The sequence below is a fragment of the Paraliobacillus sediminis genome (genome assembly GCF_003426055.1).
Genome location: NZ_QJSI01000001.1, coordinates 1,159,250 through 1,186,209, shown reverse-complemented (window position 1 = coordinate 1,186,209; position 26,960 = coordinate 1,159,250). Strand labels below are relative to the sequence as shown.

Here is a 26,960-nt window from a genome sequence, read left to right as displayed (position 1 = left end):
TTAAAATGTTAACACCGAAAAGACACAACTTAATTAATGAAGTAATTCAAAAAAAACACGTAGTAACCATTCAAGAATTAGTAGACTTAACAGATGCATCCGAATCTACTATACGCCGAGACCTGAGTGAACTCGAAAAACAACAAGTTCTTGTTCGAATACATGGTGGCGCAACATTGAAACAGTCAAAAAGCCAGGAATTAAGTTATCCCGAGAAATCCAAACAACATATAGATGTTAAAAAAAGAATTGCTCATTATGCTGCTGCGTTAATAGAAGATGATGATTGTATCTACCTTGATGCTGGAACGACAACATATGAGATGATTCCATTCTTAGTAGATCGCAATATCACAGTAGTAACAAACGGCTTAACACATGTAGAATTACTCAGTCAACTTAATATTACAACTTATTTGCTTGGTGGTTTTGTGAAAAATACGACAAGAGCATTAATAGGACAAGGTGCACAAGCAAGTCTTCTGCAATATCGGTTGGATAAATGTTTCCTTGGCGTAAATGGTATTCATAGTGATTATGCTTACACAACACCAGATCCAGAAGAAGCAATACTAAAAAAGACCGCTCTAAAATTAGCACAGGATGGCTATGTGTTAGCAGACGATTCAAAACTAAACCAGGTTTCTTTTGCTAAAATTGATGACCTGCAAGCAGCAACAATTATTATAAATTTAACAGAAACTTCACTCGATTTGTTTCAGAAAAAAACTAACGTAAAGGTTGTGACATAATGATTTACACATGTACATTAAATCCATCAATTGATTACATTATTCATGTTTCAGAATTTCAATTTGGTGCATTAAATCGTGGTGAAAAGACTTCCTATTATCCAGGTGGTAAAGGCATTAATGTTTCACGTGTGCTAAAAAGACTCGATATAACTAATACAGCGCTTGGATTTCTTGGTGACTTTACTGGTGACTTCATTATAAATAAGTTACAAGCAGAATCTGTAAAAACAGATTTCATAGCTGTACAAGGAACTACCAGAATTAATATGAAAATGAAATCGAATAAAGAAACAGAAATAAATGGACCAGGCCCTTCAATTTCATCAGATAAGTTAGATGAACTATATACGCAAATCAGTAAGTTGCAATCAGGTGATATTTTGGTTGCAGCCGGAAGTATCCCGCATACAGTCCCTTCTGACTTTTATGTAAAAGTTGCTGGTATTTGTGAGGCTAATGGCGTACAAATGGTCGCTGATACATCTAGCCAAGGATTAAAAGAACTACTTGGAACAAAACTATTATTAGTTAAACCCAATCAACATGAACTTGGTGAATTATTTGATGTAAATATAGCAACAATAAAAGATGCCGTAACATATGGTAAAAAACTACACGATCAAGGAGCTGAACATGTACTTGTTTCCATGGGCGGCGATGGCGCTGTTTATATCTCTGATCAAGGAAGTTTCATTGCAAACGCGCCTAAAGGAACCGTACAAAATACAGTTGGTGCAGGTGATTCTATGGTAGCAGGCTTTTTAGCTGCTCACACGACAGCGCAATCTGCAGAAGATACGTTCCGGTATGCTGTAGCAACAGGAAGTGCAACAGCATTTAACGCTGATTTATGTACAAAAAGTGATGTAGAAGCTTTATTAGATAAAATTGAAATAAAAAGTACTTAATAGACGATGTAGATTAAGCATTGTTATTGGACTTCAACCTAATATAATGGTATTGTAGTGAAGGTATAGCATGAAAAGATTGGGATAATAAATCCCTTCTTTTTAGGAAATCTTACAATTATACGACGTTTTTGAAGAAGTCCTTGAAATAGCAACTGAAAACAGAGTAAAATTGTAATGTACCTATAAAAATTTATAAATAATCAGGAGGTTTTTTTCATGTCAGCAGAAAAAACAGTTAAAATTACAGATTCAACAGGTGTACACGCACGTCCAGCAACAGTACTTGTGAATAAAGCAGGAAGTTTTGCTTCAGACGTAACAGTAGAATATAACGGTAAATCAGTAAACTTAAAATCCATTATGGGTGTTATGTCATTAGGAATTCCAAAAGACGCTGAAATTAAAATTATTGCAGAAGGTTCTGATGAACAAGAAGCAGTAGATGCAATCTTCGAAGTGATCAAAAAAGAAGGACTAGGGGAGTAATTATTAATGAGTAATATCAAAGGGATAGCAGCATCAAACGGAATTGCTATAGCTAAAGTTTATAAATTGGCTGCTCCGGATCTTTCTTTTGACAAAAAGAAAGTAGAAGATGTGGAAGCTGAAGTGAAACGTTTAAGTCAAGCACTTGAAATTTCAAAATCAGAATTAGAGATAATTAAAGAAAATGCTCGCAAAACACTTGGCGACGAACACGCTGAGATTTTCTCTGCGCACTTACTCGTACTAAGTGATCCAGAATTGATTAATCCAATTGAAGATAAAATCAAAACAGATCAGGTTAATGCTGAATTCGCTTTAAACGAAACAGCTACTATGTTCATTGACATGTTTAAAGCAATGGAAAACGAATACATGCGTGAGCGTGCTGCCGACATACAAGACGTAACGAAACGTGTAATGGCTCATCTCTTGAATGTATCATTTCCAGATCCAGCATTAATTGATAAAGAAGTTATTGTTGTTGCAGAAGATCTTACTCCTTCTGACACCGCACAATTAAATAAGCAGTTTGTTAAAGGTTTTACTACTAATATTGGTGGGCGCACATCTCACTCTGCAATTATGGCTCGTTCATTAGAAATTCCTGCTGTTGTTGGTACAAGAACGATAACTTCAGATGCAATAGAAGATGAAATTGCAATTGTGGATGGGATTGATGGTGAGGTTATTATTAACCCTACTAAAGAAGAAATAGCTAAGTATGAGAAAAAACAAGCAGATTTCGAAAAGCAAAAAGAAGTCTGGGCTAAATTAAAAGATGAACCAACTGTTTCTTCTGATGGAGAACATGTTGAACTTGTTGCAAACATTGGTACACCAGAAGACGTTATTGGTATTATTAATAATGGCGGAGAAGGTGTTGGTTTATATCGTACTGAGTTTCTTTATATGGGTAAAACTCAACTTCCAACAGAAGATGAACAGTTTGAAGCCTATTCGTCTGTTTTAGAACAGATGGGTGACAAACCAGTTGTAGTTCGTACACTAGATATTGGTGGAGATAAAGAGCTTAGCTACTTAGACTTACCAAAGGAAATGAATCCATTTCTAGGATTCCGCGCTATTCGTTTATGTTTAGAGCGTGATGATATTTTCCGTGTACAATTACGTGCACTTCTACGTGCTAGTACATATGGGAACCTGAAAATTATGTTTCCTATGATTGCAACTCTAGATGAGTTCCGTCAAGCAAAAGCTTTATTAGAAGAAGAAAAAACAAACTTATTAAATGAGGGTGTCAAAGTATCCGATAAGATTGAAGTCGGTATTATGGTCGAAATCCCTTCAACTGCTGTAATTGCACGCCAATTCGCTAAAGAAGTTGATTTCTTCAGTATTGGAACAAACGATTTGATTCAATATACAATGGCTGCCGATCGTATGAATGAACATGTCTCATATTTATACCAACCGTACCACCCAGCTATCTTAAACCTTGTTAACAATGTTATTGAAGCAGCACATGCAGAAGGCAAATGGGCTGGCATGTGTGGGGAAATGGCTGGTGACTCCATTGCGATTCCAATTCTCTTGGGGCTTGGATTAGATGAGTACAGTATGAGTGCAACTTCAATTCTTCCAGCACGTACACAAATTAAAGGTTTATCTAAGAAAGAGCTTGCTACTTTTAAAGATGAATTACTTAGCATGGGTACTGCAGATGAAGTTGAAGCATTTATTCGCGAAAAAACAAACCAATAAAACAAAAAAGCAATCTCCTTATGGAGTTTGCTTTTTTATTTACTCAACTTTCTCAACAAAATATTAGAGATAATCGTTGATTGTTCTGAGTTTGGAATATGTTTTATATAGCTTGGCACTATTTATTGGATTCTTTATTACTAAATAAACATAGACTGCACAATATCATCGCTTAAGTCAGAATTTCATCAACTGTGACGTAACATTCTGGTCTTACTCGCTACGTCAGCAAATAGTTTGAAGAAAAATTTTAATGTAGTATATAAACAATTGATGAGCTTGTCTGTAGTTAAAATGTAATTAATTTATATACTCAAGCATTATACAGTACGTTTAATGCAAGTTAGCGTAATATATGAAAATGACTCCATTTCCACAGGCTATTTTCTCATATAAATAAACATCTTTGCAAAACATAATAACGATAAAGAGCTTGTCTTTCTTTCATAATTATAATTTTAGTTCATAAAAGAAGGCATCTGTATATACGTAGACTGCAGGACATAGAATGTGTCAACAGACACATCGCACGAAACGTCCAAGGCTAAGCTTCTCATAGCCACCAACTATTATGAAAATTAGCAGGTAAATTATTATTTTTAATCAGTTTAATTTATTATTTGTAATTAGCCACCAGTGGAGCAATTGAAATGGGCGAGACTCCAGTGGGAACAGCACGGACTGAAGATCCACTTATTAAAGCGATTTTCGCTTTAATAAGTTAGCTGAAGTCGTGCCCACCAGAAAGCGAGCCCATTTCAATTGTGGAGCGGATAGGAATAGGAATCTATGTCACAGTTTCTCTCAACTTTGATTGCAAGACTTCCGATTATGCCAAGACTTACATGCTTGTTTCACTGTGCGAAAATTTCGTTGTTCAAATTAAATTTTGGACATAGTCATCTAACTTCTATCCAAACAAAAAAGCTTGCCTATATAGGCAAGCTTTTTGTTTTCACTTTACTATTCCTTATTTGTTGTTATTAAGGTTATAGAAAGCATTTTTACCAGCATAAATTGCTGTTCCAACTAGTTCATCTTCAATGCGAAGAAGTTGGTTATATTTAGCTACACGGTCTGTACGAGACGGTGCACCTGTTTTGATTTGACCCGCGTTTGTTGCAACAGCTATGTCAGCAATTGTAGAATCTTCTGTTTCACCAGAACGGTGTGAAATAACAGCTGTGTAACCAGCGCGTTTAGCCATTTCGATTGCTTCAAATGTTTCTGTAAGTGTACCAATTTGGTTCACTTTAACAAGAATAGAGTTTCCTACTCCTTCTTCGATTCCTCTAGCAAGACGAACTGTATTTGTAACAAATAAGTCATCACCTACTAATTGAACGCGGTCACCAATACGTTCCTGAAGCATTTTGTGACCTTCCCAGTCGTTTTCATCTAAACCATCTTCAATAGAGATGATTGGGTATTTGTTAACCATTTCTTCATACCAATCACACATTTCTTTAGAAGTACGGACAACACCTTCACCTTTAAGGTTATATTTACCATCTTCATAAAACTCAGAAGATGCAGTGTCCATTGCAAGTTGAACTTCTTCTCCTGGCTTGTAACCAGCAGCTTCGATTGCTTCAATGATTGTAGAAAGTGCTTCTTCATTTGACTTAAGGTTAGGAGCGAATCCACCTTCATCACCAACACTCGTATTATACCCTTTAGCAGTTAATACTTTTTTCAAAGTGTGGAAAATTTCAGCACCCATACGTAATGCTTCACGGAAAGTAGGAGCTCCTACTGGCATAATCATAAATTCTTGAATATCAACGTTATTATCCGCATGTTCCCCACCATTTAAGATGTTCATCATTGGTGTTGGAAGTGTTTTAGCATTGAATCCACCTAAGTAAGTGTAAAGAGGAACACCTAAGTGGTCAGCAGCTGCACGTGCAGCAGCCATTGATACACCAAGAATAGCGTTTGCTCCTAATTTACCTTTGTTGTCAGTACCATCAAGTTCAAGTAATAATGCATCAATAACAACTTGACGTGTTACATCTAGACCAAGTAATTCTGGTGCAAGTACTTCATTTACGTTTTGTACAGCTTTTAAAACACCTTTACCTAAATAACGATCTTTGTCACCGTCACGTAATTCTACTGCTTCGTGCTCACCAGTAGAAGCACCACTTGGTACTAATGCAGAACCAAATGCGCCTGATTCTGTATAAATTTCAACCTCAACTGTTGGGTTACCTCGTGAATCTAAAACTTCGCGTGCATAAACATCTGTAATAAATGGCATATTTTTTTCTCCTTTTTCTTCTAGCGTTTATTTTTTAATTAAAGAAGTACCTGTCATTTCTTTTGATTTTTCAACCTGAAGTAAGTCTAACAATGTTGGTGACAAATCAGCAAGGATACCTCCATCACGCAACGTCGCCCCTTCTTTAGTAACGATTACAGGTACTGGATTAGTTGTGTGTGCTGTCATTGGCGTTCCATCCATTGAAACAACTTCATCTGAGTTACCATGATCAGCAGTAATGATCGCTTGACCACCTTTTTCAATAATCTTATCAACAATTTTACCAAGACACGCATCAACAGTTTCGATGGCCTTAATTGTTGGTTCCAGCATACCTGAGTGACCAACCATATCTGGATTTGCAAAGTTCAAAATGATCGCATTTTGATTGCCTTCATCAAGTTCTTTAAGCAAAGCATCCGTCACTTCATATGCACTCATTTCTGGTTGAAGGTCATATGTTGCAACTTTTGGCGAATCAATAAGTATACGCTTTTCACCTGGAAATTCTTGTTCACGTCCACCACTCATAAAGAATGTAACGTGTGGAAATTTTTCTGTTTCAGCAATACGTAATTGATTTAAGTTATTTTGAGCTAAAACTTCACCAACAGTATTATCCAAATTAACCGGTTCATAAGCAACAAAACCGTTAACAGTTTCACTAAAGTTTGTTAAACATACAAAGTGAACGTTCTTCGGCGCTTTCTCTCCACGATCAAAATCTCTGAAATCTTCATTAGCAAATGTACGAGAAATTTGAATCGCGCGATCTGGACGGAAGTTATAAAAGATAATTGAATCATCATCTTGTATTTTCCCTTTCGCTTCACCATTTTCATCTGTTATAACTGAAGGTAAAACGAACTCGTCATAAATCTCATTTGCATAAGAATCTTCAACAACATCTAATGCATTTTGATACGTAGGGCCATCACCATAAACCATTGCATCATATGATTTTTTTACACGATCCCAGCGTTTGTCTCTATCCATTGAATAATAACGACCAGATATCGTTGCAAATTCACCTACACCAAGTTCAGCCATTTTTTCCTCAGCTGCTTGAATGTATTTTTTTGAAGATTTTTGACCGACATCGCGTCCATCTAAAAATCCATGTACATAAACTTTTTTAACACCTTTTTTAGCTGCAAGCTCAAGTACGGCATATAAGTGTTCAATATGACTGTGTACGCCACCATCAGACAATAAACCAAATACATGTAATGGTTTGTCAGCTGCTTTGGCACGTTCAACTACTTTTAAGAGCACTTTATTTTCAAAAAAGTCACCTTCACGAATCGATAAGTTAACACGTGTTAAACTTTGATATACAACACGACCAGCACCAATGTTTAAGTGTCCAACTTCTGAGTTACCCATTTGACCAGGAGGTAGACCCACTTCTTCTCCACTAGCAATCAATTGACTATGTGGGTACTTATTATAAAATCGATCAAAGTTAGGTGTTTTTGCTTGTTTTACTGCATTCCCTTTTTCTTCATCACGAAGTCCATATCCGTCAAGAATAATGAGAGCAGCTAATTTGTCTTGACTCATTTTGCACCAGCCTCCACTAATTGCAAGAAGGAATCGGCTTCTAAGCTAGCTCCTCCAACCAATGCGCCATCAATATCAGATTGTGCTAATAATTCATCAACATTTGCTGGTTTAACACTACCACCATACTGAATACGAACAGCTTCTGCTGCATCAGTTGAGAATGTTTCTGCTACTACTTTACGTATGTGTGTACATACTTCGTTTGCCTGCTCAGAAGACGCTGTTTTACCAGTTCCGATAGCCCAGATAGGCTCATAAGCAAGAATTGTAGCTTTCACTTGATTGTCTGTTAGTCCAGCTAATCCTTTTTTCACTTGTTCTGAAACAACATCCATCGTTTGATTGCTTTCACGTTGCTCTAATGTTTCACCAACACAAACAATTGGAGTTAAATCATGTTTAAAAGCAGCATGTGCTTTCTTATTAACCGTTTCATCTGTTTCAGCAAAAAGTTCACGGCGTTCAGAGTGTCCTAATACAACGTAAGTTACACCAATGTCTTTAAGCATAGACGGACTTACTTCTCCTGTGAACGCGCCATTTTCTTCATAATGCATGTTTTGAGCAGCGATTTTCAAATCAGTTCCTTCACTTTGTTTTACAAGTGATTGTAGATATAGAAAAGGTGCACATACAACAGATTCAACTTTAGCTGTGCTTGGTACTTTGTCTTTCGTATCAGCAACAAATTTCTCTGCTTCAGCTGCTACTTTATTCATTTTCCAGTTACCTGCGATTACATTTTTACGCATAATATGCTCCCTCTCTGTCATTTAATCCAGATTAGATAAAAATTATTTATCGTTAATTGATGCTAATCCTGGTAATTCTTTTCCTTCAAGATACTCTAATGAAGCTCCGCCACCAGTAGAGATATGTGAGAACTGATCAGCATAACCTAAATCCATTGCAGCAGCTGCTGAGTCTCCTCCACCAATAATTGTTGTAGCGTCTTCTAAAGCTGCGATTGATTCACAAACACCGATTGTTCCACCAGCGAATTTCGAAAGTTCAAACACACCCATTGGGCCATTCCAAACAACCGTTTTTGCTCCAGCTAATTCTTTTTTAAATAGCTCAATTGTTGCAGGTCCAATATCTAAACCTTCTAATTCAGCAGGAATTTCGCCTGATGATGCCACTGAGATATTAGCATCATTTGAAAAATCATCTGCAACTAAGTTATCTACTGGTAATACAATTTTACCGTTAGCACGCTCAAGTAAGTCTTTTGCTAAATCAACTTTATCTGCTTCTAATAATGATTTACCAATTTCTTTACCTTGTGCTTTAAAGAACGTATAAGCCATACCACCACCAATAAGAACTTTATCAGCCTTTTTAAGTAAGTTTTCAATCACACCAATTTTATCACTAACTTTTGCGCCACCTAGAATAGCAACAAAAGGACGAACTGGATTGTCAACAGCTTCACCAATAAACTTAATTTCTTTCTCCATTAAGAATCCAGCTGCTGTTTCAATGTTAGATGCAATCCCTACATTTGATGCGTGTGAACGATGAGCAGTACCAAAAGCGTCATTGACAAATAGGTCGCCTAAACTAGCCCAATATTTTCCTAATTCCGGATCGTTTTTACTCTCTTTTTTACCATCAATATCTTCAAAACGTGTATTTTCGAAAACTAAAACATTACCATCAGATAATGCATCGATAGCTTTTTCTAATTTTTCTCCACGTGTTTCAGGTACAAATGTTACATCATTACCTAACAATTCACCTAAGCGAGTTGCAACAGGTTTCAATGACTTACCGTCTTTATCTGCTTCTTCAGCTACTTTACCTAAGTGAGAGAAGACAATTACTTTCGCACCTTGTTCAACTAAGTATTTTATTGTTGGTAATGCTTCAACAATACGATTATCATTTGTAATATTATTATTTTTCATTGGTACATTAAAGTCAGCACGTACTAATACCTTTTTGCCTTTAACGTCTAAGTCAGTAACAATTTTTTTAACCATTTTATAATCCTCCATTTTTCAAAAAACAAACGAGTATAGCTAGCTATACAATAATTCATTTCTGTGTTATTTATCGAAAGATTGCTCCAATTAACATTTATAAAAATAGAAAGCGGGAAGCGCGTGTGGCTTCCCGCTTTCTGACCTACATAATGATAATAGGATTCGAGCTAAACTTTTTTAAAAATTATAATTTTGCGAAGTATTCTAGTGTACGAACTAACTGTGAAGTGTAAGACATTTCGTTGTCATACCAAGCAACAGTTTTCACTAGTTGTTTACCATCAATATCCATAACTTTTGTTTGTGTAGCATCAAAGATAGAACCATATGTGCTTCCAACAATATCAGAAGAAACGATCATATCTTCATTGTAACTATATGACTCGTCAGCTGCTTTTTTCATTGCTGCATTAACTTCATCAACTGTTACATTTTTGTTTAAAACAGTTACTAATTCAGTAAGTGAACCTGTTGCAACAGGAACACGTTGAGCAGCACCGTCTAATTTACCTTGTAATTCAGGAATAACTAGGCCGATTGCTTTTGCAGCACCAGTTGTGTTTGGTATAATGTTAGCAGCCGCTGCACGTGCACGACGGTAATCGGCTTTAGGGTGTGGTGCGTCTAATGTGTTTTGATCACCAGTGTATGCGTGAATAGTTGTCATTAAACCTTGGACAACACCATATTCATCATTTAATGTTTTAGCCATAGGAGCTAAACAGTTTGTAGTACATGAAGCTGCTGAGATAACTGTTTCGTCACCTTTAAGAATATCGTGGTTTACGTTAAATACAACAGTTGGAACGTCATTACCACCTGGAGCTGAGATTACAACTTTCTTCGCTCCACCTTTAAGGTGTAATTCAGCTTTTTCTTTAGTAGCAAAGAAGCCTGTACATTCTAATACGATTTCTACGCCTAAATCTCCCCATGGTAATTCTTCTGGGTTACGATTTGATAGGATCTTAACATCATTACCATTAACAGTGAAGTGATCACCTTTTACAGCTACTTCACCTTTAAAAGGTCCTTGTGTTGTATCATATTTCAATAAATGAGCTAACATATCAACATCTGTTAAATCGTTGATAGCCACCACTTCAATACCTTCTACTTCTTGGATACGACGAAATGCTAAACGGCCAATACGACCAAAACCATTAATACCTACTTTTACTGTCATCTTGTTTCCTCCTTGTGATTGCTTATATATTTAAAGGGAAAATCCCTTTATCAACTCCATTGCAGCAGCTTCATCCGTAATTAATACATTGCTTTTACCTTGTTTAAAATACGAATAAATTGCTTTCGCTTTTGATTTACCACCTGCAACAGCTATTACACAATTTATTTTAGACAAATCTTCTAATTGCATACCAACTGTTCGAACTTTATGGATTACTTCACCCACATCGTTAAAATAGTAACCAAAAGCCTCACTTACTGCTTTACCCGCTTCAATCTTATGTAAAACATCTTCTGAGGCTTTACGTCTCTTCGCCATCGTTAAAGCATCGCCTATACCATGCATGACAACGTCAGCTTGGCGAATAATTCGCAAAATTTCTTTTACAGAAGGCTCTTCAATGATTGACTGATAAGATTCTTCACTTAATGGATCCGGCACATACAACAATCGATATTCACCTTTTGCCTTTTTAGCCATCTCTGCACAAATTGTATTTGCTTGGTTCTCTACTCTCTCACCAAGTCCACCACGTGCTGGCACAAACATGCAGTTTTTGGCGTATGTAGATGGGCTCATCATTTCTGACACTGCAGCCATTGATGTCCCGCCTGTTACGGCAATGGTTTGATTAACTTGTATGATTGATTGCAAGTAATCGACTGCTGTCTTGCTTAATTCTTGCTTGACCCACTCATGTTCATCACTATCACCAGGTGTAATTATAACATGGTCTAAGTGTAATGTATCCTTAATCTGTTGTTCTATTACACTAAATCCTGAAAGCTCACTCATAAAGTTTGCTAATTGGTGTAGAACATCTTTACCGACTTTCGTAATACACATACCTTTTGGTGTTACGTCAATAAGAACATGTTTGTTCAAAAAATCAATTTCGCTTCGCACAAATCTTTCTTTCATCTCAATATGTTCAGCCAAACTGCGACGCCCAATCGGCTCCATCAATTGAATGTAGTGTAGAATTTTATATCTTCGCTGCATAACATCGAGTAAATCAGGAAATAATTTCTTTTGAAGATCAAGTAATGCTCTCATGATTTAACTCCTTTTCTGATATGGTTAGGGATAAAAACGTCCCTGCTAGCCATATCGCGTCCCGCATACAGCAAAAAAATTCCTTTACAACCATTATTGTAGCAGATATCTTTTCTTTACTCAACTAATTTATAGCTATTTTACAATTAATTCATATCTTTTTTCTTTCACGTGATGCGAAGATCTTTATTGAAATGCGACACTTCGCAATTGTTTGACTTTAGTATTAGGTACGTGGCAATCAAAATGTAGCTCAATTTCATAACTTCGTTTATATTATGTCCCACTTTGCAGTAGGAACTATCTTTCACAGAAAAAGTTCCTCTCCTTAAGAAGAGGAACTAAATACTAATGAGGCATAACTTTTTTCGTCATATCTTTTAGAATGTTTGCGGAATCATGTAGTTGCTTTAACTCCGTTTCATTTAAGTTTAACTCAAGCATTTCTCTAACACCATATTCGTTTACAACTGCAGGCACACCCAGATAGACGTCTTCAATCCCATATTCACCTTGGAATAATGTAGAGACCGTCACAATCGAGTTCTCATTATAAAGTATTGCCTTCGTTAAACGAGCCAAGCCTAAACCAATCCCATAATAGGTAGCACCTTTTCTTTCGATTATATGATAAGCTGCATCTCTAACATTTTCGAAGATTCTTTGCATATCTTTATCTTCTTCAATAGATGCTATTTTACCATATCTCATAAGTGGCACACCTCCAATTTGGACATGACTCCAAACTGGTAATTCTGAATCGCCATGTTCACCCATAATATAAGCGTGCACATTGCGTGAATCAACTTGATAATACTCACTTAGCAAATAGCGAAAGCGTGCTGTATCTAATATAGTTCCTGAACCAATTACTCTTTCTTTCGGCAATCCAGATACCTCAAGTGCAACATGACTTAAAATATCCACTGGATTTGTAGCAACTAACATAATTCCTGTAAATCCACTGTCCATGATATTCGTAACAATGCCTTTCATAATCTTTGCATTCTTTGTTGCTAAGTCCAAACGGGTTTCACCTGGTCCCTGATTTGCACCAGCCGTGATAACCACCATATCTGCATTTTTACATTCTGAATAATTTCCTGCACGAATTTTCATCGGTGAACCAAATGGCATACCATGATTTAAGTCACGCGCTTCCCCTTCAGCACGTTCCATGTTTAAATCAATTAAGACAAGTTCATTTACAATACCTTGATTTAACAATGCAAATGCATAACTCGCCCCTACAAATCCAGTTCCGATAATAACGACTTTCCTAGTTTTTGATTGACCTATTGTCATTTTCATCCCTCCTTACTACCTATTCTATCATTTCTTTCTATATATTACCTTATCCTTTACGGTTATAAGTTATGTTGTCTTTTTGTATACAAAAAAACACACATATTATATATATATGTGCGTGTTTATAGACAGAACTTTACTATTTATTGCAATCTTAACAGTTGCGTCGCTTTTCGGTATGGTATCGATATATTTAAAAGGTAAGCAAAATATCCTACAAGTAAAATATTTGCAGCATACTGCCATATAACCGAAAATGCATAGATATCCTGTAAGGCATCTGTTTCCCAAAAAATAAGTAGTGAAATTAATACCCAATACATGTACTTCATCCACACACCCCCATGTTAGTTGTTCAAATAAATAAAAATTTACATAAACTTTATATTGTAACTACATTATTATATACGATATTGATCAAAATAAAAATGAAAAGTTTAAATACTTTTATCCGCACACGAAATTTAGCATGATGTAGCTGTTAATTGGTCAAAACTTTTTATTTGTCGTTCCATTTCTTCTAACCTACGATTTGTTGCAGCAACAATCGTAACCAATTGTGCAATTGTTTGTTCTTGTTGCCTTAATTTTACTGCTAATTCGTTATAAGCAAGCTTATCAATTTGCATGGTTAGTAGGCTCCTTTCAAGGATATTGCTTTATTTATACTTTCTTTTTTTGAAGAAAGCAAATAGCCAAAACGCCACATTGTAAAACATTTAAATAGCAGGTTTATGATTTATAATGTGGTGTTTTCTGTAAAGAAGCTATTCATCATCTATCAAAAATGAATTTCGGGTAAATTTAAAAAATGAGCGCTAAATAATAGTAGACGCTCATCTTTTACAACAATTATATATTCTCTTGTTTTAAACCATCTATAATATTTTCTTTCTTTACTTTACTTATGGCATATAACATCGCTGACCCTACGATAATAAAAATCGCCACTGTTACAATTACAATATCCAGCCATGGTAGCGTAAATTCGTACTCGAATGATTGTTGTGTTGACCTATGAATCAAGAACATTATTGCTACGCTAATAGGTAATCCATATAACAAAGCCTTGATCCCATAAAATATACTTTCAAAATGAATCATCTTATTAAAACCCTTTGGCGTCATACCAACTGATTTCATCATAGCGAATTCACGCTTACGAAGTGAAATGCTTGTTGAGATCGTATTAAAGATATTCGCAATTGAGATTAAAGAAATCAAACTAATAAAGCCATAGATGAAAACAGACAGCAGTAAAATCATCTGTTTGTTTTGTTGCTGGGACTGGTAAACATTATACACATACAAATCTGATCCAACTTCCTCTATTGCTGCTTGTGTCGCTATTGGATCAGAGCTATTGATAAAGACCGATTGTGATACTGCATCATTTTCTATTTGTTCCCCAATTAGATAATCTATCATGTCCTTTGGAACAATCATAGATAAGACACCATTCCCAACTAAACTGACTCCCATCGGCAGCTCTTCCGTTATCGCGCCAATCTTAACGCCCTTAATAAATTCTTCTTCTTCTGTTTCATAGTCCATCTGATGTAGATCGATTGTTTCTCCTATTTCTGTATTTATTGCATCCGCTTCTATGATTTTACCTGTGTTAATTTCCTGATAGATAATTTTATTAACGACAATCGCTGTTGGGTTAGCCGTATCTGTGAACTCTTCTATCTCACCACCTATTTTTTCTAGATAGGATTGAAAGGTCTTTTCATCAAGTCCTTTTAACTCAATATTATAAGGGTATTTCCCGTCCTTAAGGATACTGTTATTCTCATCCACTTCTTTTTGCAATATTTCAGGGAGGGCTGACTGATCAATCCAAGCATTTAGATATAATTCTTTAATTGAACTAGATTCTGTTACATAATCAAGACCAGTTAATAAAGCTATCTTCTCTTCATCGAGATTCCCACCACCCACTGTAATATCGTAATTGATAGAATCTTGTGATAGTTCAACTGATTTTTCTAAATTTGTTGTGAAAAAAGAAACAGATAAAAATAGTACAATACTTATCACTAATGAAAACACGGTAGCTTGATATCTTCTTTTGTTTCTTTTTAAGTTTTTTAATCCTATTTCCGCTTCAACACCAAATATTTTACGGACAATTTTTGGTGTTTTGACAGCCTTTTTAGACAATTTGACATCTTGCGCTTGTCTAATTGCATCAATTGCTGAAATTTTCGACGCTTTTCTAGCTGGTAGATAAGTTGAAATGAAGATGGTTAGGATCGATACACCCACCGCGACTAATAACGAACTTGGAGTCACAACAACCTGGAGTTTTCCAGAAACATTCAATGCACCTTCAAGAAATGTATTTATGAAAGCGAACGTAACCATCATTCCAACAAGACCGGCAAAAATACCAAGTGGAATACTAATTAATCCGATTACCGCACCTTCAAAAAATACCGAGTTTCTCTTTTGTTTTTTTGTAGCTCCTACACTTGATAACATTCCTAGGTGTCTTGATCGTTCTGAAACACTTATAGCGAATGCATTATAAATTAAGGAAACAGAACCAACGATAATAACTGCCATGATAATCCCCACTAAAGAATATAATGTGAGTTGTAAATTATCATCATTTGATAAACCATAGTACCGGAGCAATTCAGTATTATAGTTAATATTTTTAATATTATTTTGATCTGCTACCTCTTGGGCATGGTCATAAATAGATCGATTGACCTTATTTAAAACGACAACACCATTAACTGCAGATGAACTTGTTAATTCACTTTCTTCTAGATAGCTAATCATCGTATAACCTGGCGACCAAGTTGACTCCCATGTTGGCCGTTCGATCAAACCAACAATCGTATACGTTTCACTAGTCTTATTCTCTATTGTCTCCCTTACACCCTCTTCTAATCCATCTTGAAGGGGATCAATTTGCGTCAGTTTTTTTTCTTCATCACCATAATATCGATCGCCAACCTCAAGTGTTAGCTGTTCACCTATCTCATAAGAGACAGAAGTATTGTTGAGAATTTCTTCTGATAAAACAATTTCATTCTTCGCTTTCGGTAGACGCCCTTCACTTAATTCGATCGGAAAATTAGTCAAACCCTTTTCATTATATTGTTTAATAAATAGATACGGTTTGTTTTTATTTTCTGAACCTTCTAATTTTGCATAGCCACGATCATCTGAAATAATTAGTTCTTTTGTTGCGTCATCTTCTTTAATTGCCTCTATTTGTGCTAGGTTTACATCTTTATATTGAACATGCCATTCGCCCTCTGTTACAATTGCTTGTCTTTTCATTAAGTCCATAAAAGACACACCCAGCGTGGCAACAGCAGTCAGCATTGCTACTGAGATAATTACACCAAAAATCGTCACAAGTGTTCTACGCTTATTCTGCTTTAAATGTCTTAGTGTCAGTTTGTTGATGATGTTCATAAACGAACCACCTCGTCCTTAGCGATCCTGCCATCTTCTATTGATATAACTCGATCAGCCTGAGCGGCAATTCGTTCATCATGGGTAATCACAATCAGTGTTTGATTATATGTTTTATTAAACATCTTCAAGAGTTCCATTATTTCGTTACTATTCTTACTATCTAAATTCCCTGTAGGTTCATCAGCCAGAATAATCGCGGGGTTGTTAATTAGAGCGCGTCCAATTGATACCCGTTGTTGCTGTCCACCTGAAAGTTGATTTGGCAAATGGTCTAACCGATCGTTTAACCCTAAACTAGTGACGATATTATTGAGTTGCTTATCGTCTACCTTTTGCCCATCTAATAGAAGTGGTAAGGTAATATTCTCTTGTACAGTTAAAATAGGAATTAGATTATAAAATTGATAGATTAAGCCAATTTGACGCCGTCTAAAAATTGCTAACTGCGTTTCATCTAAATCATAAATATCCGTGTTATCAACAAATATTTTGCCACTTGATGGTCTATCAACACCACCCAACAGATGTAATAACGTTGACTTTCCAGAACCAGACGGGCCAATGATCACGACGAATTCACCTTTTTCAACAGAAAAAGTAACGTCATCCAGTGCTTTAACAGCTGTATCACCTTTACCATATACTTTAGAAAGATTTTTTATTTGTAAGCTATTCATTATTTAACCTCCATAATTTTTATCCTACATATAGAATATCTAACTAAAGTGACGCTAAAGTGACTTAAAAAGTGACAGTTTAGTCACCTAACGTTAATTAATGCAGATCAGATTACTTGTTTATAAAATTTAATTTGAAAACGCGTTCCTTTTCCTGTATCACTAAAAACCTGAATATCACCGTGTTGCTTGGTGATTATACTATAAGCCATTGCAAGACCAATGCCGACACTATCCTCACTAGCGTTTTTACCTTTATAAAATCGTTTAAAAATGTATGGAAGATCTTCTTTTGCAATACCCTTTCCGTCATCTTCTATCATTATTTCTGTGTATAGTGGATTCTCTAAATAATTAATTTTAATCGTCCCACCACTTCCACTATGCTCAACACAGTTCTTTAAAATATTTATAAGTGCTTCTGAGGTCCAGTTAAAGTCACCAATTAATAATACCGATTCATCTTTATCTAACTTGATCGTTTGTTGCTTTATGTCCATTGGAATCAGCACAGGTTCCAAAGCCTTTTGAATTAATTGAAATACTGGGAATGTTTCTTGTTTAAACACGACCGTTCCTGCATCAATTTTTGATAGCTTTAACAAGGTAGACACAAGCCAGTCCATTCTTTCTAATTGGACACGAATATTCCGTGTGAACTCCACTCTTTTTAATCCATTAAGTTCCTGATCACTTAATAAATCAGCCATCAACATCATTGATGTTAGTGGTGTTTTAAGTTGATGCGAAATATCAGAAATCGCATTGGTTAATTTAATTTTATCTTCTTTCAAAAGGGAACCTTGTTCAGACAGCATTAAGGTTACCTTGTAAATATCGCTTTTTAATATACTTAGTTCACCTTCATAATTATCTCGCACATCCAGACTATATTCTCCATTTGTAATACGTCTTAAATAACTGGAAAGCTTCTCAATTTCTTGATAACGCCATTTAGTGAAAAATAGACTGCAACTTATAAATAAAACAGACACTATAACAATAAATAGGACACCTTCAAAAGATAACATGACTGTTGCTAATCCTATAGCTAGGATACTTATTGCAGAGATGGCAATTAAAAAATAGCGTATCTCTTTATTTCGCAACATATTAATCACCGACCTTATAGCCCATACCACGAATGGTTTTAATGAGTGAGGGCCTTTGTGGATCATCTTCTAGTTTTTCTCTAAGTCGTTTAATATAGACTGTTAAGGTATTGTCATTAACAAAATCTCCAGCAACATCCCAAATCCGCTCTAGCAGTTGGCTTCTCGTTAATACCTGTCCAATATGATTTGCAAAGATTAAAAATAGTCGATATTCTAATGCGGTTACAAATACTTCCTCCCCATTCTTAAACACTTTACCTTCTAACGTGTTTATCTGAATGTTCTCGACCATGATAACCGGATTGGATTTAGTTTGTGCTTGCTTCTGATGACGACGCAATACTGACTTAATACGTGATAATAACTCTCTAATACGGAATGGCTTTATAATATAATCATCCGCACCCATATCAAGTCCCATTACAACATTCACCTCATCATCAAATGCCGTCAGAAAGATAACTGGTTTATCAGAGCGCTTTTTGACCAATTCACATAATTCATATCCACTACCATCTGGTAAAGATAAATCAAACAAACATAAATCTATCTCACCTAATTGTTTATCAATTACTTTTTTAGCTCGCGCTACATCCTGACAAAGAATGGTATGATAACCATCTTGTTGTAACGTATATTCTAGAGCTGAAGCAATTGTTTTATCATCTTCCACCATTAAAATTTTCACCTATCTCACCATATCCTCTCCAATAAATTCTCCAGACATGTTCATGTCCTTTAATCATATGGATAGTCATGCAGTTCGTCAAAGTTTATTTTTATATTATGAAATATCAATAAAAAAACATTCCTCATTAAGAAGAATGCTTTTTCTGATCCGTTATTGTCGTTTTTTAGTCTTTTTATTATTTTGCTTTTCCATCGGTGTTAGTGGTTCATTAGCAAATTCATGATCGAATTCTGTAGGCATTGTACCTCTAATTGCCTGTTCATCACTAACGCCCTTTTTTTCTATATTCTTTTTTACCATCGCAAATCACCTCCATAGGTTATTTTGCTAGCAAAAAGATTTATTATTACTACCAATTTATAGATAAAGTCTATGACGCACGATATCTTAATGCCAAACCTTTCAGAAAATTCCTGGCATATCTATCACCACATTCTTTATAATTCCGATGGCCCTCTTTTCGCAAAACTGCGCTCAATTCACTTTTTGATAAATTCACATCTACATCATCCAGAATATCAAGTATGTCTTCACTTGTAAGTGAAAGTGCAATTTTAACTTTCTTAAGCAAGATATTGTTAACACTTCGATCATTCAGATTCTGTTTCTGAGGCTCAGCAGATTTTGAATTCTGTCTTCCTCTCTTGAATATAATAAATCCATCTAAAAAGGAATCTAACATATTGTTATCACATTCTTCAACGTATTTATTCTCTCCAAACTCATCGGTTTCTGTCTCCGTACTTTTTAGTTTGGTCAACATTTTTTGCAGGTTTTCTTTTGTTGTGTTAAATCCACCCAATCCAAATATCTCAACCATATCAGTATCTTTTATATCTAGCGCATATCTTAGTCTTATTAATATATCGTTGTTATTCATCGTTAGCCTCCAATAGCTTTTCCTATTTCACAGATTAATTATTAGTATAATGCTTTCAACTATATAATGCATTAATTTCTATTCTGTTGCAAAAAAGGCTGCATCAATGGTTTATTTTTTAAAAGTGATGGTACGTCTTTTCTAACTTTTTCTTTTGATTTCCGTTTTCACTTTCCCTATTTCCGAATTCAAAGAATTTCACTTTCTTAATTCCGACAAAATTAAATAGAGCTTTTTTCATCAGAATCTTATGTGCATTATTCAACCATAACAATGGATAATAAGCTGGACCTTTCATAGTCGACACACTTACAACAGACTTTCCTTTCAAAAGACCTTTTGGGATGGGGCCCTATCTTATCTATATAAGCAAAATTTGATGCAAATAGTTGGTCTATATAACCCATTAGCATTGCGGGAGGCGGGGAAAATAAAATAGTTACATGGATTTAATTAGATTTGGTAGAATTTGGGGTTAGGAGTGAGCAATTATCAAAAGGAGAAACATGTGAGAGTATTTATACTACCTAATTTTGTTGCATTAGCTTGTGAGGTTATACGAAGTCTTTTTAATATTACTGATAACACTATCAGTGGAAGTTACATTGATAAGGATAGGCATAAAGTAGACTAGTCGATAGACATGGTTGTACGTTTAAATATCGAATTCTTCTTATTCATTTTATTCTAGTCAGTTTCATTCACCTCTCCTGCGCTATTATTGACCATCTGTCCTTTAAATCCCTGTAGCGCTTTTAACAACCTTTTATCTGATAAATTACTATAATAAAAATAGGATTTTGCTGTATGTTTTGATAATAGAAGACAGATAGCTTCCCTCTCTTGCTTATTCACGTCATCACCTTCCTATTACAGATTTACGGTAACCGCTTTGTTATAATATGAAATCTATTCTTTTCTGTTATTTTATAGGTTACGTTTAGTGTGATACTAGTCATTTATCTTTCCTAACTCTACCTATTTAAAATTTTAACACATATACAAAAAAAGGAATCCTTTTTTATTGGAATCCTTTAATATATCACGCTTAAAATTAATTTGTTTGAACATCGGACTTATTTATATAACCAGTATTTGCCTTACCATTCACATATACAATTGCTTGATACCAACTAGGAGTATGCGTATTATATAGTAACGTACTACCTTGGGCATAGGACTTCAAAACACTGGAACCTGTAGCTGCTAATGTATAAACGTTGGTTCTGTTTTTTAATCCTATACCACGAAGCGCTTCCGGATTATCTGTTATTCCTTCTACATCCGTTTTATTTATATATCCACTAGTTGCCTTACCATTCATATATACAATTGCTTGGTACCAGTTACTAGAGAATGTTTGATACAACAATGTTTTTCCTTGGGCATAAGACTTTAATACTTTCGAGCCTGTAGAAGCTAGCGTATAAACATTGGTTTTATTTTTCATTCCTATACCACGAAGCGCTTCCGGATTATCTGTTATTCCTTCTACATCCGTTTTATTTATATATCCACTAGTTGCCTTACCATTCATATATACAATTGCTTGGTACCAGTCACTAGAGAATGTTTGATACAACAATGTTTTTCCTTGGGCATAAGACTTTAATACTTTCGAGCCTGTAGAAGCTAGCGTATAAACATTGGTTTTATTTTTCATTCCTATGCCACGAAGCGCTTCCGGATTATCTGATATTCCTTCTACATCCGATTTATTTATATATCCACTAGTTGCTTTCCCATTTATAAACACTGTTGCTTGGTACCAGTCGCCAGAAAATGTTTGATACAACAATGTTTTTCCTTGGGCATAAGACTTTAACACTTTCGAGCCTGTAGAAGCTAGCGTATAAACATTAGTTTTACTTTTAAGCCCTATACCTCGAAGTGATTCTGGATTATCTGTTATTCCTTCTACATCCGCTTTATTTATATATCCACTAGTTGCTTTTCCATTTATATATACAACAGCTTGATACCATTCGCTAGAAAATGTTTGATACAATAATGTTTTTCCTTGGGCATATGACTTTAACACTTCTGACCCTGTAGATGCTGAAGCATACACATTGGTTCTATTTTTTAATCCTACACCTTTTAGTGAAATAGTTCCTGTATTAATATCTTCTACATCACTTGTTTTAAAATATCCTGTTGTAGCTTTGCCATCTATATATACAATAGCTTCATTCCAGTCATTTGAAAAAGACTTATATTTAACTGATTTCCCTTTGGAATAAGTTTTCAACTGATTTCCATAACTATCATACACATACGTTGGACTTTTTAATGTTACCCCTGAAAGATTTTCCTGTAATTCAACTTGCTCATTAGGTGCTTGTGTTAATCCATATCCATAGGCATTATCTCTTCCGTTATCACCTAAATCAATACTATTTTCTTGAAGTTTAGAACGTAATTGATGCGCAGCTAATGTTTCATTCTGTTGTTTTAATAACGCTAAATTTCCAGCAACAAATGGTACAGCTGCCGATGTTCCATCCATAAGTCCATAAGCGTTTTTTAACCCTGTACTCATAATACTAACCCCAGGCGCTGCAATTTCAACTGTAGAGCCTGTTGCAGAGAAACTAGCTCTTTGATCGTTTTTATCAGTTGCTGCAACAGCTATTACAGAATCATATTTAGCAGGATAGGTAACCGCATCTCCAGAACCATCACCTAAACCATCATTTCCAGCTGAAGCAACAACAAGAATATCATTTTGATACGCATTATTTACCGCTTCCTCTAAAATAAAGGAATCACTAGTAGCTCCTAAACTCATGTTTATAATATCCATCTGATTCTCCATTGACCAATCAATAGCAGCTAGTATATCAGACAAATAAGCATCTCCCGCTTTATCCGCCACCTTTACAGCATATATACTTGATTCAGGCGCTACTCCAACAGTACCAATATTATTATTCTTTGCCCCTATAATTCCAGCAACAAAGGTACCGTGACCATTGTCATCAGCATATGAAGATGTATAGCTTGTTAGAGATATCCCACCAGCAATAGTTAAGTCCTCATGCACAGAAATACCAGTATCTAATATAGCAATTTTAACGCCTTTTCCATTGAGATTCGTTAACCAAGCTTTTGGAGAGTTTACACGTTCTATTCCCCAATCAACTGTTTGACCTTTTATCTCAAAAGTAATATCTTTCTCCACAGCTATAACATTAGGATTATTCTCTATTTCTCCCATTTCATTAGTAGGAACCGTTGCAGCTACTGCTGGTACATTTTCAATTTCTCTACTAATCTCACCCGTAGCATTTTCTATTACTTCTTCATTTATATCATCTTTAAATAAAACGATTACTTTTTCTGATTCTTCTTCAGCACTTATCACTATAGGAAAAAGTAGACATACAGTAGCAATAAGAATAAGTTTAATAGATTGTGTTATCATCTCGTGAAACTTCCCCTCTGTTATTAACCTTATATTATGAATATACTATAGTAATCGGATTGCAATTTAAATAATGTAGTAGAATGACTAAAATTGTCTGATCATAATTACAAACAAAAAAATAGCAAGGACTCCCAACTAGCGGAACCCTTGCTATTACTGTGTTTACGTTAGTGCGCTCGGAGGGATTTGAACCCCCGACCCTTGGTACCGGAAACCAATATGGCACATATTAAAGCATATCAGAGTTTTCTAATCTTTAGTGTTATCAAGGTAAAACACTATAAAGCTTATCATGATTTATCATAATTTTATTACGTTCGCGTTTGCAATTTGGTTTGCAATTTATGAGGACAGTCAACCGACTGTCTTTTTTTATTTATCATTAGATTAATTTTCTATTCTATCCAATAAATTAGTTTGCATTTCTTTATACTAGACACATATAATAAGAACGAACGTTCTTTATAAAGGAGTGTAAAAATGAAGCCAAATAAACTAACACCTGGATCTAATCTTATGTGGGAATCAAGTCGTATGATGTTACCTGAACACGTTGCTGTTTTGAGAGCTGGGCAAGAAGAAATGAACGATGTAGAGAAACCTATTATAGGGGAAGATAAATTAGAAGAAATGCAACGAGTGATTCAGGAAGCCATGGAATTTAGTCTAAAAGTAGATATACTCTATTATGAAAAAAAACGGATTAATACAATAGAAGGTTTTATTATCAAGCTACTTGATCGTAATCGAATTGAAGTTGATGTTGCGGACGGTTTAGAGTTCTTAAACATTCAGGATATAGTTGATATTTCCTTACAGTAAAAGCCATACCACATTGGTAAGGCTTTTTAGGCTAATGACGGAATATTAAAGTGTTTTTCATTTTTAATAAAGCCAGTAAATAATTTTAACAAGTAACATCAACATATCAACTTTATTAAATAAGAAAATAATAAAACTTACAATTATTAATACGTTAATTATTATTAAAAAATATAATAATTTTTTTAATGTGGATTTTAATTCTTCGTAAGGAGCATCTAAATAAGTAAACTTCAATTTTTTTATTTCTTTCCCTTGTATCAAGGCAACTTCATTTATAAAATGTTCAAATTGTTTTTTCGTTAGTTTGTATCTTTTTTCAGAGGAATTACTCATTAGGTAATAGTACACTAAAGAAAAAACAACAAAAATTATTAAAATTGATGCAAAGTAGGTTAAAGTTATATCAGCCATAGTTCTATACAATGTTGTTACAAAAATTATAATTATGGAAAGTAGCGATGCAACTATGGAAGTATTTATTTTATCAGTTTGCTCATATATAACTTTTGAAACATTCATTGCCTCTTTTAAAAGCTGGTCTTTTGTCCTAAAAAAATCTTTAATGTTATCTTCAATATAATGATCGTAATAATGATTTATAGTCTTTCTTATGTCAGGTAATTTTTGATCTAAAGCCGTTATATCCTCTTTATTCAATATATACAATGAGAATACCTTTTTTATAATAATATACTTTTCCGTATATTTCTGAACTGATACTAAGAAACTAAATATTTTAATAAAGTCTTGATAATTGTCAGTTTGGAAATCATTATCAATTAATATTGATATACTTTTTTCTCCTCTTAATATAAACAAACTATCTTCTTTTTTGTCGGAGAGAGAATCAAGCATCGTATTGTAAAAATACATCTTTACTGACTTTACAAAAGGGGTTTCGTCATAGCTTACTTCTTTAATTAGAAATGAATAAGGATTAAAATAATAACTATGATTAGATTTTTTGTTATTAGATAAGTAAAAATTAATATTTTCATCAATAATCGAATCTATAGAAATCTTCTTTATTTTTGACAAATTGGTTTCTTTATTCAACGAAATAAAAACTAAAGTATCAGTTTCAATAAATTCATTAGAAGGTATTCCTATGTTGATTTTATTACCATTTTTACTTTTACCTATTGTCTCAATGGATTTAAGAGCTGATCTGAAATCAAAGAAATAATAATCTAATTCACCTATATCATCAACAAAAAAATTTTTTTCAAGAAGAATTGAAATGCTTTCAATATCATTAATCTCTCGTTCTCCATTTATTAAATCATCAATAATTACATCGCAATCATCAGGGAATGGATTGCACAAAACCTCGAAATTTTTAACTAAACCGCTTAATTTTCTTAAAAGTTCTAAGCTAATATCTTTTTTCATTTCAATATTAACGTCAGTTAATGAATCATTAACCTGTCCTTCATTACCCACTTCAAAAAGGATTGCTTGAAATTCTTCATAAGCATCTAATATTTTTACGATAGACATTTAAGGCAATCCCCCTTTTTTACTTTAGATCCTTTCGAAATTCAAAGCTTTATCAATTTTAATTAACGTATCTCCTTTTTCATCAACATTTACATCTACTTTAGCTTTAATACCTTTATTATATCTAAAATACAATTGATTTTTATCACTTTTGAAGACTATGATATTGTCTTTTCTCTCTATTTTAAATGCTGTTTGATGGTCTGGATACTTTATTAAATAATTTTCCACAAAATCTTTTGACATACTATTTATGTATAATTCCCTATCTTCTTGTTCAATTGGCACATAATCACTTATAATATTTTTTATAGCTACATTCATTTCTATATGCGAACCATTTGAAAACTCTCTATCAATAGATTGATGTATTTTGTTAATATCTACCTCGGGAAAGGCCTCTGCTATTTTATTCTTTGCTTCAATTATTAAGTGTCTAGTCATGATCTTATCATTAAGAATTTCCTCTGCCTGCAAAAATTTATTAATGAAAAATCTAGCTGGTTCTCCTTCTTTCTGTTGCTTATCCATAACAAACAAATCAGCTTCTAAGTTCTCACTCTTATTATACCTTATGATTGCACACTTATGTACCCGTTCATTCGAATCGGGCAACATGTTTTCTAATACTTTTACAGTTAGAGTAGTCGTATCGATTTGAACACCCTGTTTAGGATCTAACTTTATAAGAAAAATGCATTCTTCATCATCACCCACCTTTACTTCAAACACAAAAAATGTTCCACTACTGGTTGAAGATGAATCGTCCATAAGTTTAAATAAATTAATTGTTAATTCCTTAGATAACTGTAAGAAAGCATCATTGGTATCTGTCTCAGCAAACCTTTCAATTTTAGTCTTAACAGTTGCATCTTTATCAAAAAAGTGGCAAGCCTTTGTATATTTTCCGTGTCTAGTATCGGAATAATGAGTTCTAAAGAAGCTATCTATAACCTCACTGCCTTCACCTAGCGGGAATAGTTCTTTGGAATACTGTGCATTAGGAGCATCTAAGTCTATTACATTAATAGCCATTCTCCTTATTCTCATATCTGTTACTGTTGGCATAAAAAATCCTCCTCTAATTACTTATATATAACATATTCAATATTGCAAGACTATTTACCTGCATTTTTTCATTTTTTCGACAAAAA

The 26,960-nt window shown here is 34.4% G+C and carries 24 protein-coding genes and 1 pseudogene; 5 read left to right on the top strand and 20 right to left on the bottom strand.

Annotated elements, in window-relative coordinates; genetic code table 11:
- Positions 1 to 5: 5 nt before the first annotated feature.
- The 4 genes from D2K60_RS05200 to ptsP all read left to right on the top strand — a co-directional run bounded on the left by D2K60_RS05200 (position 6) and on the right by ptsP (position 3,874).
- Positions 6 to 752: a DeoR/GlpR family DNA-binding transcription regulator gene (locus tag D2K60_RS05200; protein ID WP_117168912.1), complete on the top strand. Its 747-nt coding sequence runs from the start codon at positions 6 to 8 to the stop codon at positions 750 to 752.
- Positions 752 to 1,663, top strand: coding sequence for a 1-phosphofructokinase (gene pfkB / locus D2K60_RS05195; protein ID WP_117168911.1), 912 nt, complete (start codon positions 752 to 754; stop codon positions 1,661 to 1,663). The genes D2K60_RS05200 and pfkB overlap by 1 nt, the downstream gene beginning before the upstream one ends.
- A gap of 219 nt (positions 1,664 to 1,882) precedes the next feature.
- Positions 1,883 to 2,152 (top strand): phosphocarrier protein HPr, encoded by a 270-nt coding sequence (locus D2K60_RS05190; RefSeq protein ID WP_117168910.1) that lies wholly within the window; start codon positions 1,883 to 1,885, stop codon positions 2,150 to 2,152.
- Positions 2,153 to 2,158: 6 nt separating this feature from the next.
- On the top strand, positions 2,159 to 3,874 hold the full coding sequence (gene ptsP / locus D2K60_RS05185; protein WP_117168909.1) for a phosphoenolpyruvate--protein phosphotransferase: 1,716 nt from the start codon (positions 2,159 to 2,161) through the stop codon (positions 3,872 to 3,874).
- Between the two features lie 970 nt (positions 3,875 to 4,844).
- On the opposite strand, the gene eno is transcribed toward ptsP, so the two are convergent.
- The 18 genes and pseudogenes from eno to D2K60_RS05105 all read right to left on the bottom strand — a co-directional run bounded on the left by eno (position 4,845) and on the right by D2K60_RS05105 (position 23,478).
- Positions 4,845 to 6,137, bottom strand: a complete 1,293-nt coding sequence (gene eno / locus D2K60_RS05180) for a phosphopyruvate hydratase (protein WP_117168908.1) — start codon at positions 6,135 to 6,137, stop codon at positions 4,845 to 4,847.
- A 27-nt stretch (positions 6,138 to 6,164) separates the two neighbouring features.
- A complete protein-coding gene (gene gpmI, locus D2K60_RS05175) occupies positions 6,165 to 7,703 on the bottom strand; it encodes a 2,3-bisphosphoglycerate-independent phosphoglycerate mutase (RefSeq protein ID WP_117168907.1) in 1,539 nt (512 codons plus the stop codon).
- Complete coding sequence (tpiA, locus tag D2K60_RS05170; protein ID WP_117168906.1) at positions 7,700 to 8,458, bottom strand: triose-phosphate isomerase; 759 nt, start codon at positions 8,456 to 8,458, stop codon at positions 7,700 to 7,702. The genes gpmI and tpiA overlap by 4 nt, the downstream gene beginning before the upstream one ends.
- Positions 8,459 to 8,500: 42 nt before the next feature.
- Positions 8,501 to 9,691 (bottom strand): phosphoglycerate kinase, encoded by a 1,191-nt coding sequence (locus tag D2K60_RS05165; protein WP_117168905.1) that lies wholly within the window; start codon positions 9,689 to 9,691, stop codon positions 8,501 to 8,503.
- A 187-nt stretch (positions 9,692 to 9,878) separates the two neighbouring features.
- Entirely contained in the window at positions 9,879 to 10,880 is a 1,002-nt protein-coding gene (gene gap / locus D2K60_RS05160; RefSeq protein WP_117168904.1) for a type I glyceraldehyde-3-phosphate dehydrogenase, read from the bottom strand.
- A 30-nt stretch (positions 10,881 to 10,910) separates the two neighbouring features.
- The gene (locus D2K60_RS05155) at positions 10,911 to 11,939 is read right to left on the bottom strand and encodes a sugar-binding transcriptional regulator (RefSeq protein WP_117168903.1); all 1,029 of its coding nucleotides are present in this window, start codon (positions 11,937 to 11,939) and stop codon (positions 10,911 to 10,913) included.
- Positions 11,940 to 12,287: 348 nt separating this feature from the next.
- Positions 12,288 to 13,244, bottom strand: coding sequence for an L-lactate dehydrogenase (locus D2K60_RS05150; RefSeq protein ID WP_117168902.1), 957 nt, complete (start codon positions 13,242 to 13,244; stop codon positions 12,288 to 12,290).
- Positions 13,245 to 13,390: 146 nt separating this feature from the next.
- A complete protein-coding gene (locus D2K60_RS05145) occupies positions 13,391 to 13,579 on the bottom strand; it encodes a hypothetical protein (protein ID WP_117168901.1) in 189 nt (62 codons plus the stop codon).
- A gap of 132 nt (positions 13,580 to 13,711) precedes the next feature.
- A complete protein-coding gene (locus D2K60_RS20600) occupies positions 13,712 to 13,876 on the bottom strand; it encodes a hypothetical protein (RefSeq protein ID WP_162880707.1) in 165 nt (54 codons plus the stop codon).
- A 223-nt stretch (positions 13,877 to 14,099) separates the two neighbouring features.
- Entirely contained in the window at positions 14,100 to 16,685 is a 2,586-nt protein-coding gene (locus tag D2K60_RS05140) for an ABC transporter permease (RefSeq protein WP_117168900.1), read from the bottom strand.
- Positions 16,682 to 17,365, bottom strand: coding sequence for an ABC transporter ATP-binding protein (locus tag D2K60_RS05135; protein WP_117168899.1), 684 nt, complete (start codon positions 17,363 to 17,365; stop codon positions 16,682 to 16,684). Before D2K60_RS05135 ends, D2K60_RS05140 begins: the two co-directional genes overlap by 4 nt.
- 107 nt (positions 17,366 to 17,472) lie before the next feature.
- Positions 17,473 to 18,477, bottom strand: coding sequence for a sensor histidine kinase (locus D2K60_RS05130; protein ID WP_117168898.1), 1,005 nt, complete (start codon positions 18,475 to 18,477; stop codon positions 17,473 to 17,475).
- A 1-nt stretch (position 18,478) separates the two neighbouring features.
- On the bottom strand, positions 18,479 to 19,168 hold the full coding sequence (locus tag D2K60_RS05125; protein ID WP_117168897.1) for a response regulator transcription factor: 690 nt from the start codon (positions 19,166 to 19,168) through the stop codon (positions 18,479 to 18,481).
- Between the two features lie 153 nt (positions 19,169 to 19,321).
- Positions 19,322 to 19,471: a small acid-soluble spore protein O gene (gene sspO, locus D2K60_RS05120; RefSeq protein ID WP_117168896.1), complete on the bottom strand. Its 150-nt coding sequence runs from the start codon at positions 19,469 to 19,471 to the stop codon at positions 19,322 to 19,324.
- 70 nt (positions 19,472 to 19,541) lie between these two features.
- Positions 19,542 to 20,051, bottom strand: a complete 510-nt coding sequence (locus tag D2K60_RS05115) for a YehS family protein (protein ID WP_117168895.1) — start codon at positions 20,049 to 20,051, stop codon at positions 19,542 to 19,544.
- 118 nt (positions 20,052 to 20,169) lie between these two features.
- Positions 20,170 to 20,488 (bottom strand): annotated as a pseudogene (locus tag D2K60_RS05110) (NAD(P)H-dependent oxidoreductase); the annotation flags it as partial.
- A 250-nt stretch (positions 20,489 to 20,738) separates the two neighbouring features.
- Positions 20,739 to 20,906 carry a hypothetical protein gene (locus tag D2K60_RS20595; RefSeq protein ID WP_162880706.1) on the bottom strand — a complete coding sequence of 56 codons (168 nt, stop codon included), beginning with the start codon at positions 20,904 to 20,906 and terminating at the stop codon, positions 20,739 to 20,741.
- A gap of 199 nt (positions 20,907 to 21,105) precedes the next feature.
- The gene (locus tag D2K60_RS05105; protein ID WP_117168894.1) at positions 21,106 to 23,478 is read right to left on the bottom strand and encodes a S8 family peptidase; all 2,373 of its coding nucleotides are present in this window, start codon (positions 23,476 to 23,478) and stop codon (positions 21,106 to 21,108) included.
- A gap of 483 nt (positions 23,479 to 23,961) precedes the next feature.
- Here D2K60_RS05105 and D2K60_RS05100 point away from each other — a divergent pair, with 483 nt between their 5' ends.
- Entirely contained in the window at positions 23,962 to 24,303 is a 342-nt protein-coding gene (locus tag D2K60_RS05100; protein ID WP_117168893.1) for a YolD-like family protein, read from the top strand.
- A gap of 63 nt (positions 24,304 to 24,366) precedes the next feature.
- Here the strand turns inward: D2K60_RS05100 and D2K60_RS05095 are convergent, their stop codons facing one another.
- Complete coding sequence (locus D2K60_RS05095; RefSeq protein ID WP_117168892.1) at positions 24,367 to 25,806, bottom strand: hypothetical protein; 1,440 nt, start codon at positions 25,804 to 25,806, stop codon at positions 24,367 to 24,369.
- Between the two features lie 24 nt (positions 25,807 to 25,830).
- Positions 25,831 to 26,874, bottom strand: coding sequence for a nucleoid-associated protein (locus tag D2K60_RS05090; RefSeq protein ID WP_117168891.1), 1,044 nt, complete (start codon positions 26,872 to 26,874; stop codon positions 25,831 to 25,833).
- Positions 26,875 to 26,960 lie beyond the last annotated feature (86 nt).

What these genes read in the sequence shown, in the direction of transcription:
- D2K60_RS05200 (WP_117168912.1), top strand. Translation starts at nt 6, where the DNA reads ATGTTAACACCGAAAAGACACAACTTAATTAATGAAGTAATTCAAAAA.
- pfkB (WP_117168911.1), top strand. Translation starts at nt 752, where the DNA reads ATGATTTACACATGTACATTAAATCCATCAATTGATTACATTATTCAT.
- D2K60_RS05190 (WP_117168910.1), top strand. Translation starts at nt 1,883, where the DNA reads ATGTCAGCAGAAAAAACAGTTAAAATTACAGATTCAACAGGTGTACAC.
- ptsP (WP_117168909.1), top strand. Translation starts at nt 2,159, where the DNA reads ATGAGTAATATCAAAGGGATAGCAGCATCAAACGGAATTGCTATAGCT.
- eno (WP_117168908.1), bottom strand. Translation starts at nt 6,137, where the DNA reads ATGCCATTTATTACAGATGTTTATGCACGCGAAGTTTTAGATTCACGA.
- gpmI (WP_117168907.1), bottom strand. Translation starts at nt 7,703, where the DNA reads ATGAGTCAAGACAAATTAGCTGCTCTCATTATTCTTGACGGATATGGA.
- tpiA (WP_117168906.1), bottom strand. Translation starts at nt 8,458, where the DNA reads ATGCGTAAAAATGTAATCGCAGGTAACTGGAAAATGAATAAAGTAGCA.
- D2K60_RS05165 (WP_117168905.1), bottom strand. Translation starts at nt 9,691, where the DNA reads ATGGTTAAAAAAATTGTTACTGACTTAGACGTTAAAGGCAAAAAGGTA.
- gap (WP_117168904.1), bottom strand. Translation starts at nt 10,880, where the DNA reads ATGACAGTAAAAGTAGGTATTAATGGTTTTGGTCGTATTGGCCGTTTA.
- D2K60_RS05155 (WP_117168903.1), bottom strand. Translation starts at nt 11,939, where the DNA reads ATGAGAGCATTACTTGATCTTCAAAAGAAATTATTTCCTGATTTACTC.
- D2K60_RS05150 (WP_117168902.1), bottom strand. Translation starts at nt 13,244, where the DNA reads ATGACAATAGGTCAATCAAAAACTAGGAAAGTCGTTATTATCGGAACT.
- D2K60_RS05145 (WP_117168901.1), bottom strand. Translation starts at nt 13,579, where the DNA reads ATGAAGTACATGTATTGGGTATTAATTTCACTACTTATTTTTTGGGAA.
- D2K60_RS20600 (WP_162880707.1), bottom strand. Translation starts at nt 13,876, where the DNA reads ATGCAAATTGATAAGCTTGCTTATAACGAATTAGCAGTAAAATTAAGG.
- D2K60_RS05140 (WP_117168900.1), bottom strand. Translation starts at nt 16,685, where the DNA reads ATGAACATCATCAACAAACTGACACTAAGACATTTAAAGCAGAATAAG.
- D2K60_RS05135 (WP_117168899.1), bottom strand. Translation starts at nt 17,365, where the DNA reads ATGAATAGCTTACAAATAAAAAATCTTTCTAAAGTATATGGTAAAGGT.
- D2K60_RS05130 (WP_117168898.1), bottom strand. Translation starts at nt 18,477, where the DNA reads ATGTTGCGAAATAAAGAGATACGCTATTTTTTAATTGCCATCTCTGCA.
- sspO (WP_117168896.1), bottom strand. Translation starts at nt 19,471, where the DNA reads ATGGTAAAAAAGAATATAGAAAAAAAGGGCGTTAGTGATGAACAGGCA.
- D2K60_RS05115 (WP_117168895.1), bottom strand. Translation starts at nt 20,051, where the DNA reads ATGAATAACAACGATATATTAATAAGACTAAGATATGCGCTAGATATA.
- D2K60_RS05105 (WP_117168894.1), bottom strand. Translation starts at nt 23,478, where the DNA reads ATGATAACACAATCTATTAAACTTATTCTTATTGCTACTGTATGTCTA.
- D2K60_RS05100 (WP_117168893.1), top strand. Translation starts at nt 23,962, where the DNA reads ATGAAGCCAAATAAACTAACACCTGGATCTAATCTTATGTGGGAATCA.
- D2K60_RS05095 (WP_117168892.1), bottom strand. Translation starts at nt 25,806, where the DNA reads ATGTCTATCGTAAAAATATTAGATGCTTATGAAGAATTTCAAGCAATC.
- D2K60_RS05090 (WP_117168891.1), bottom strand. Translation starts at nt 26,874, where the DNA reads ATGCCAACAGTAACAGATATGAGAATAAGGAGAATGGCTATTAATGTA.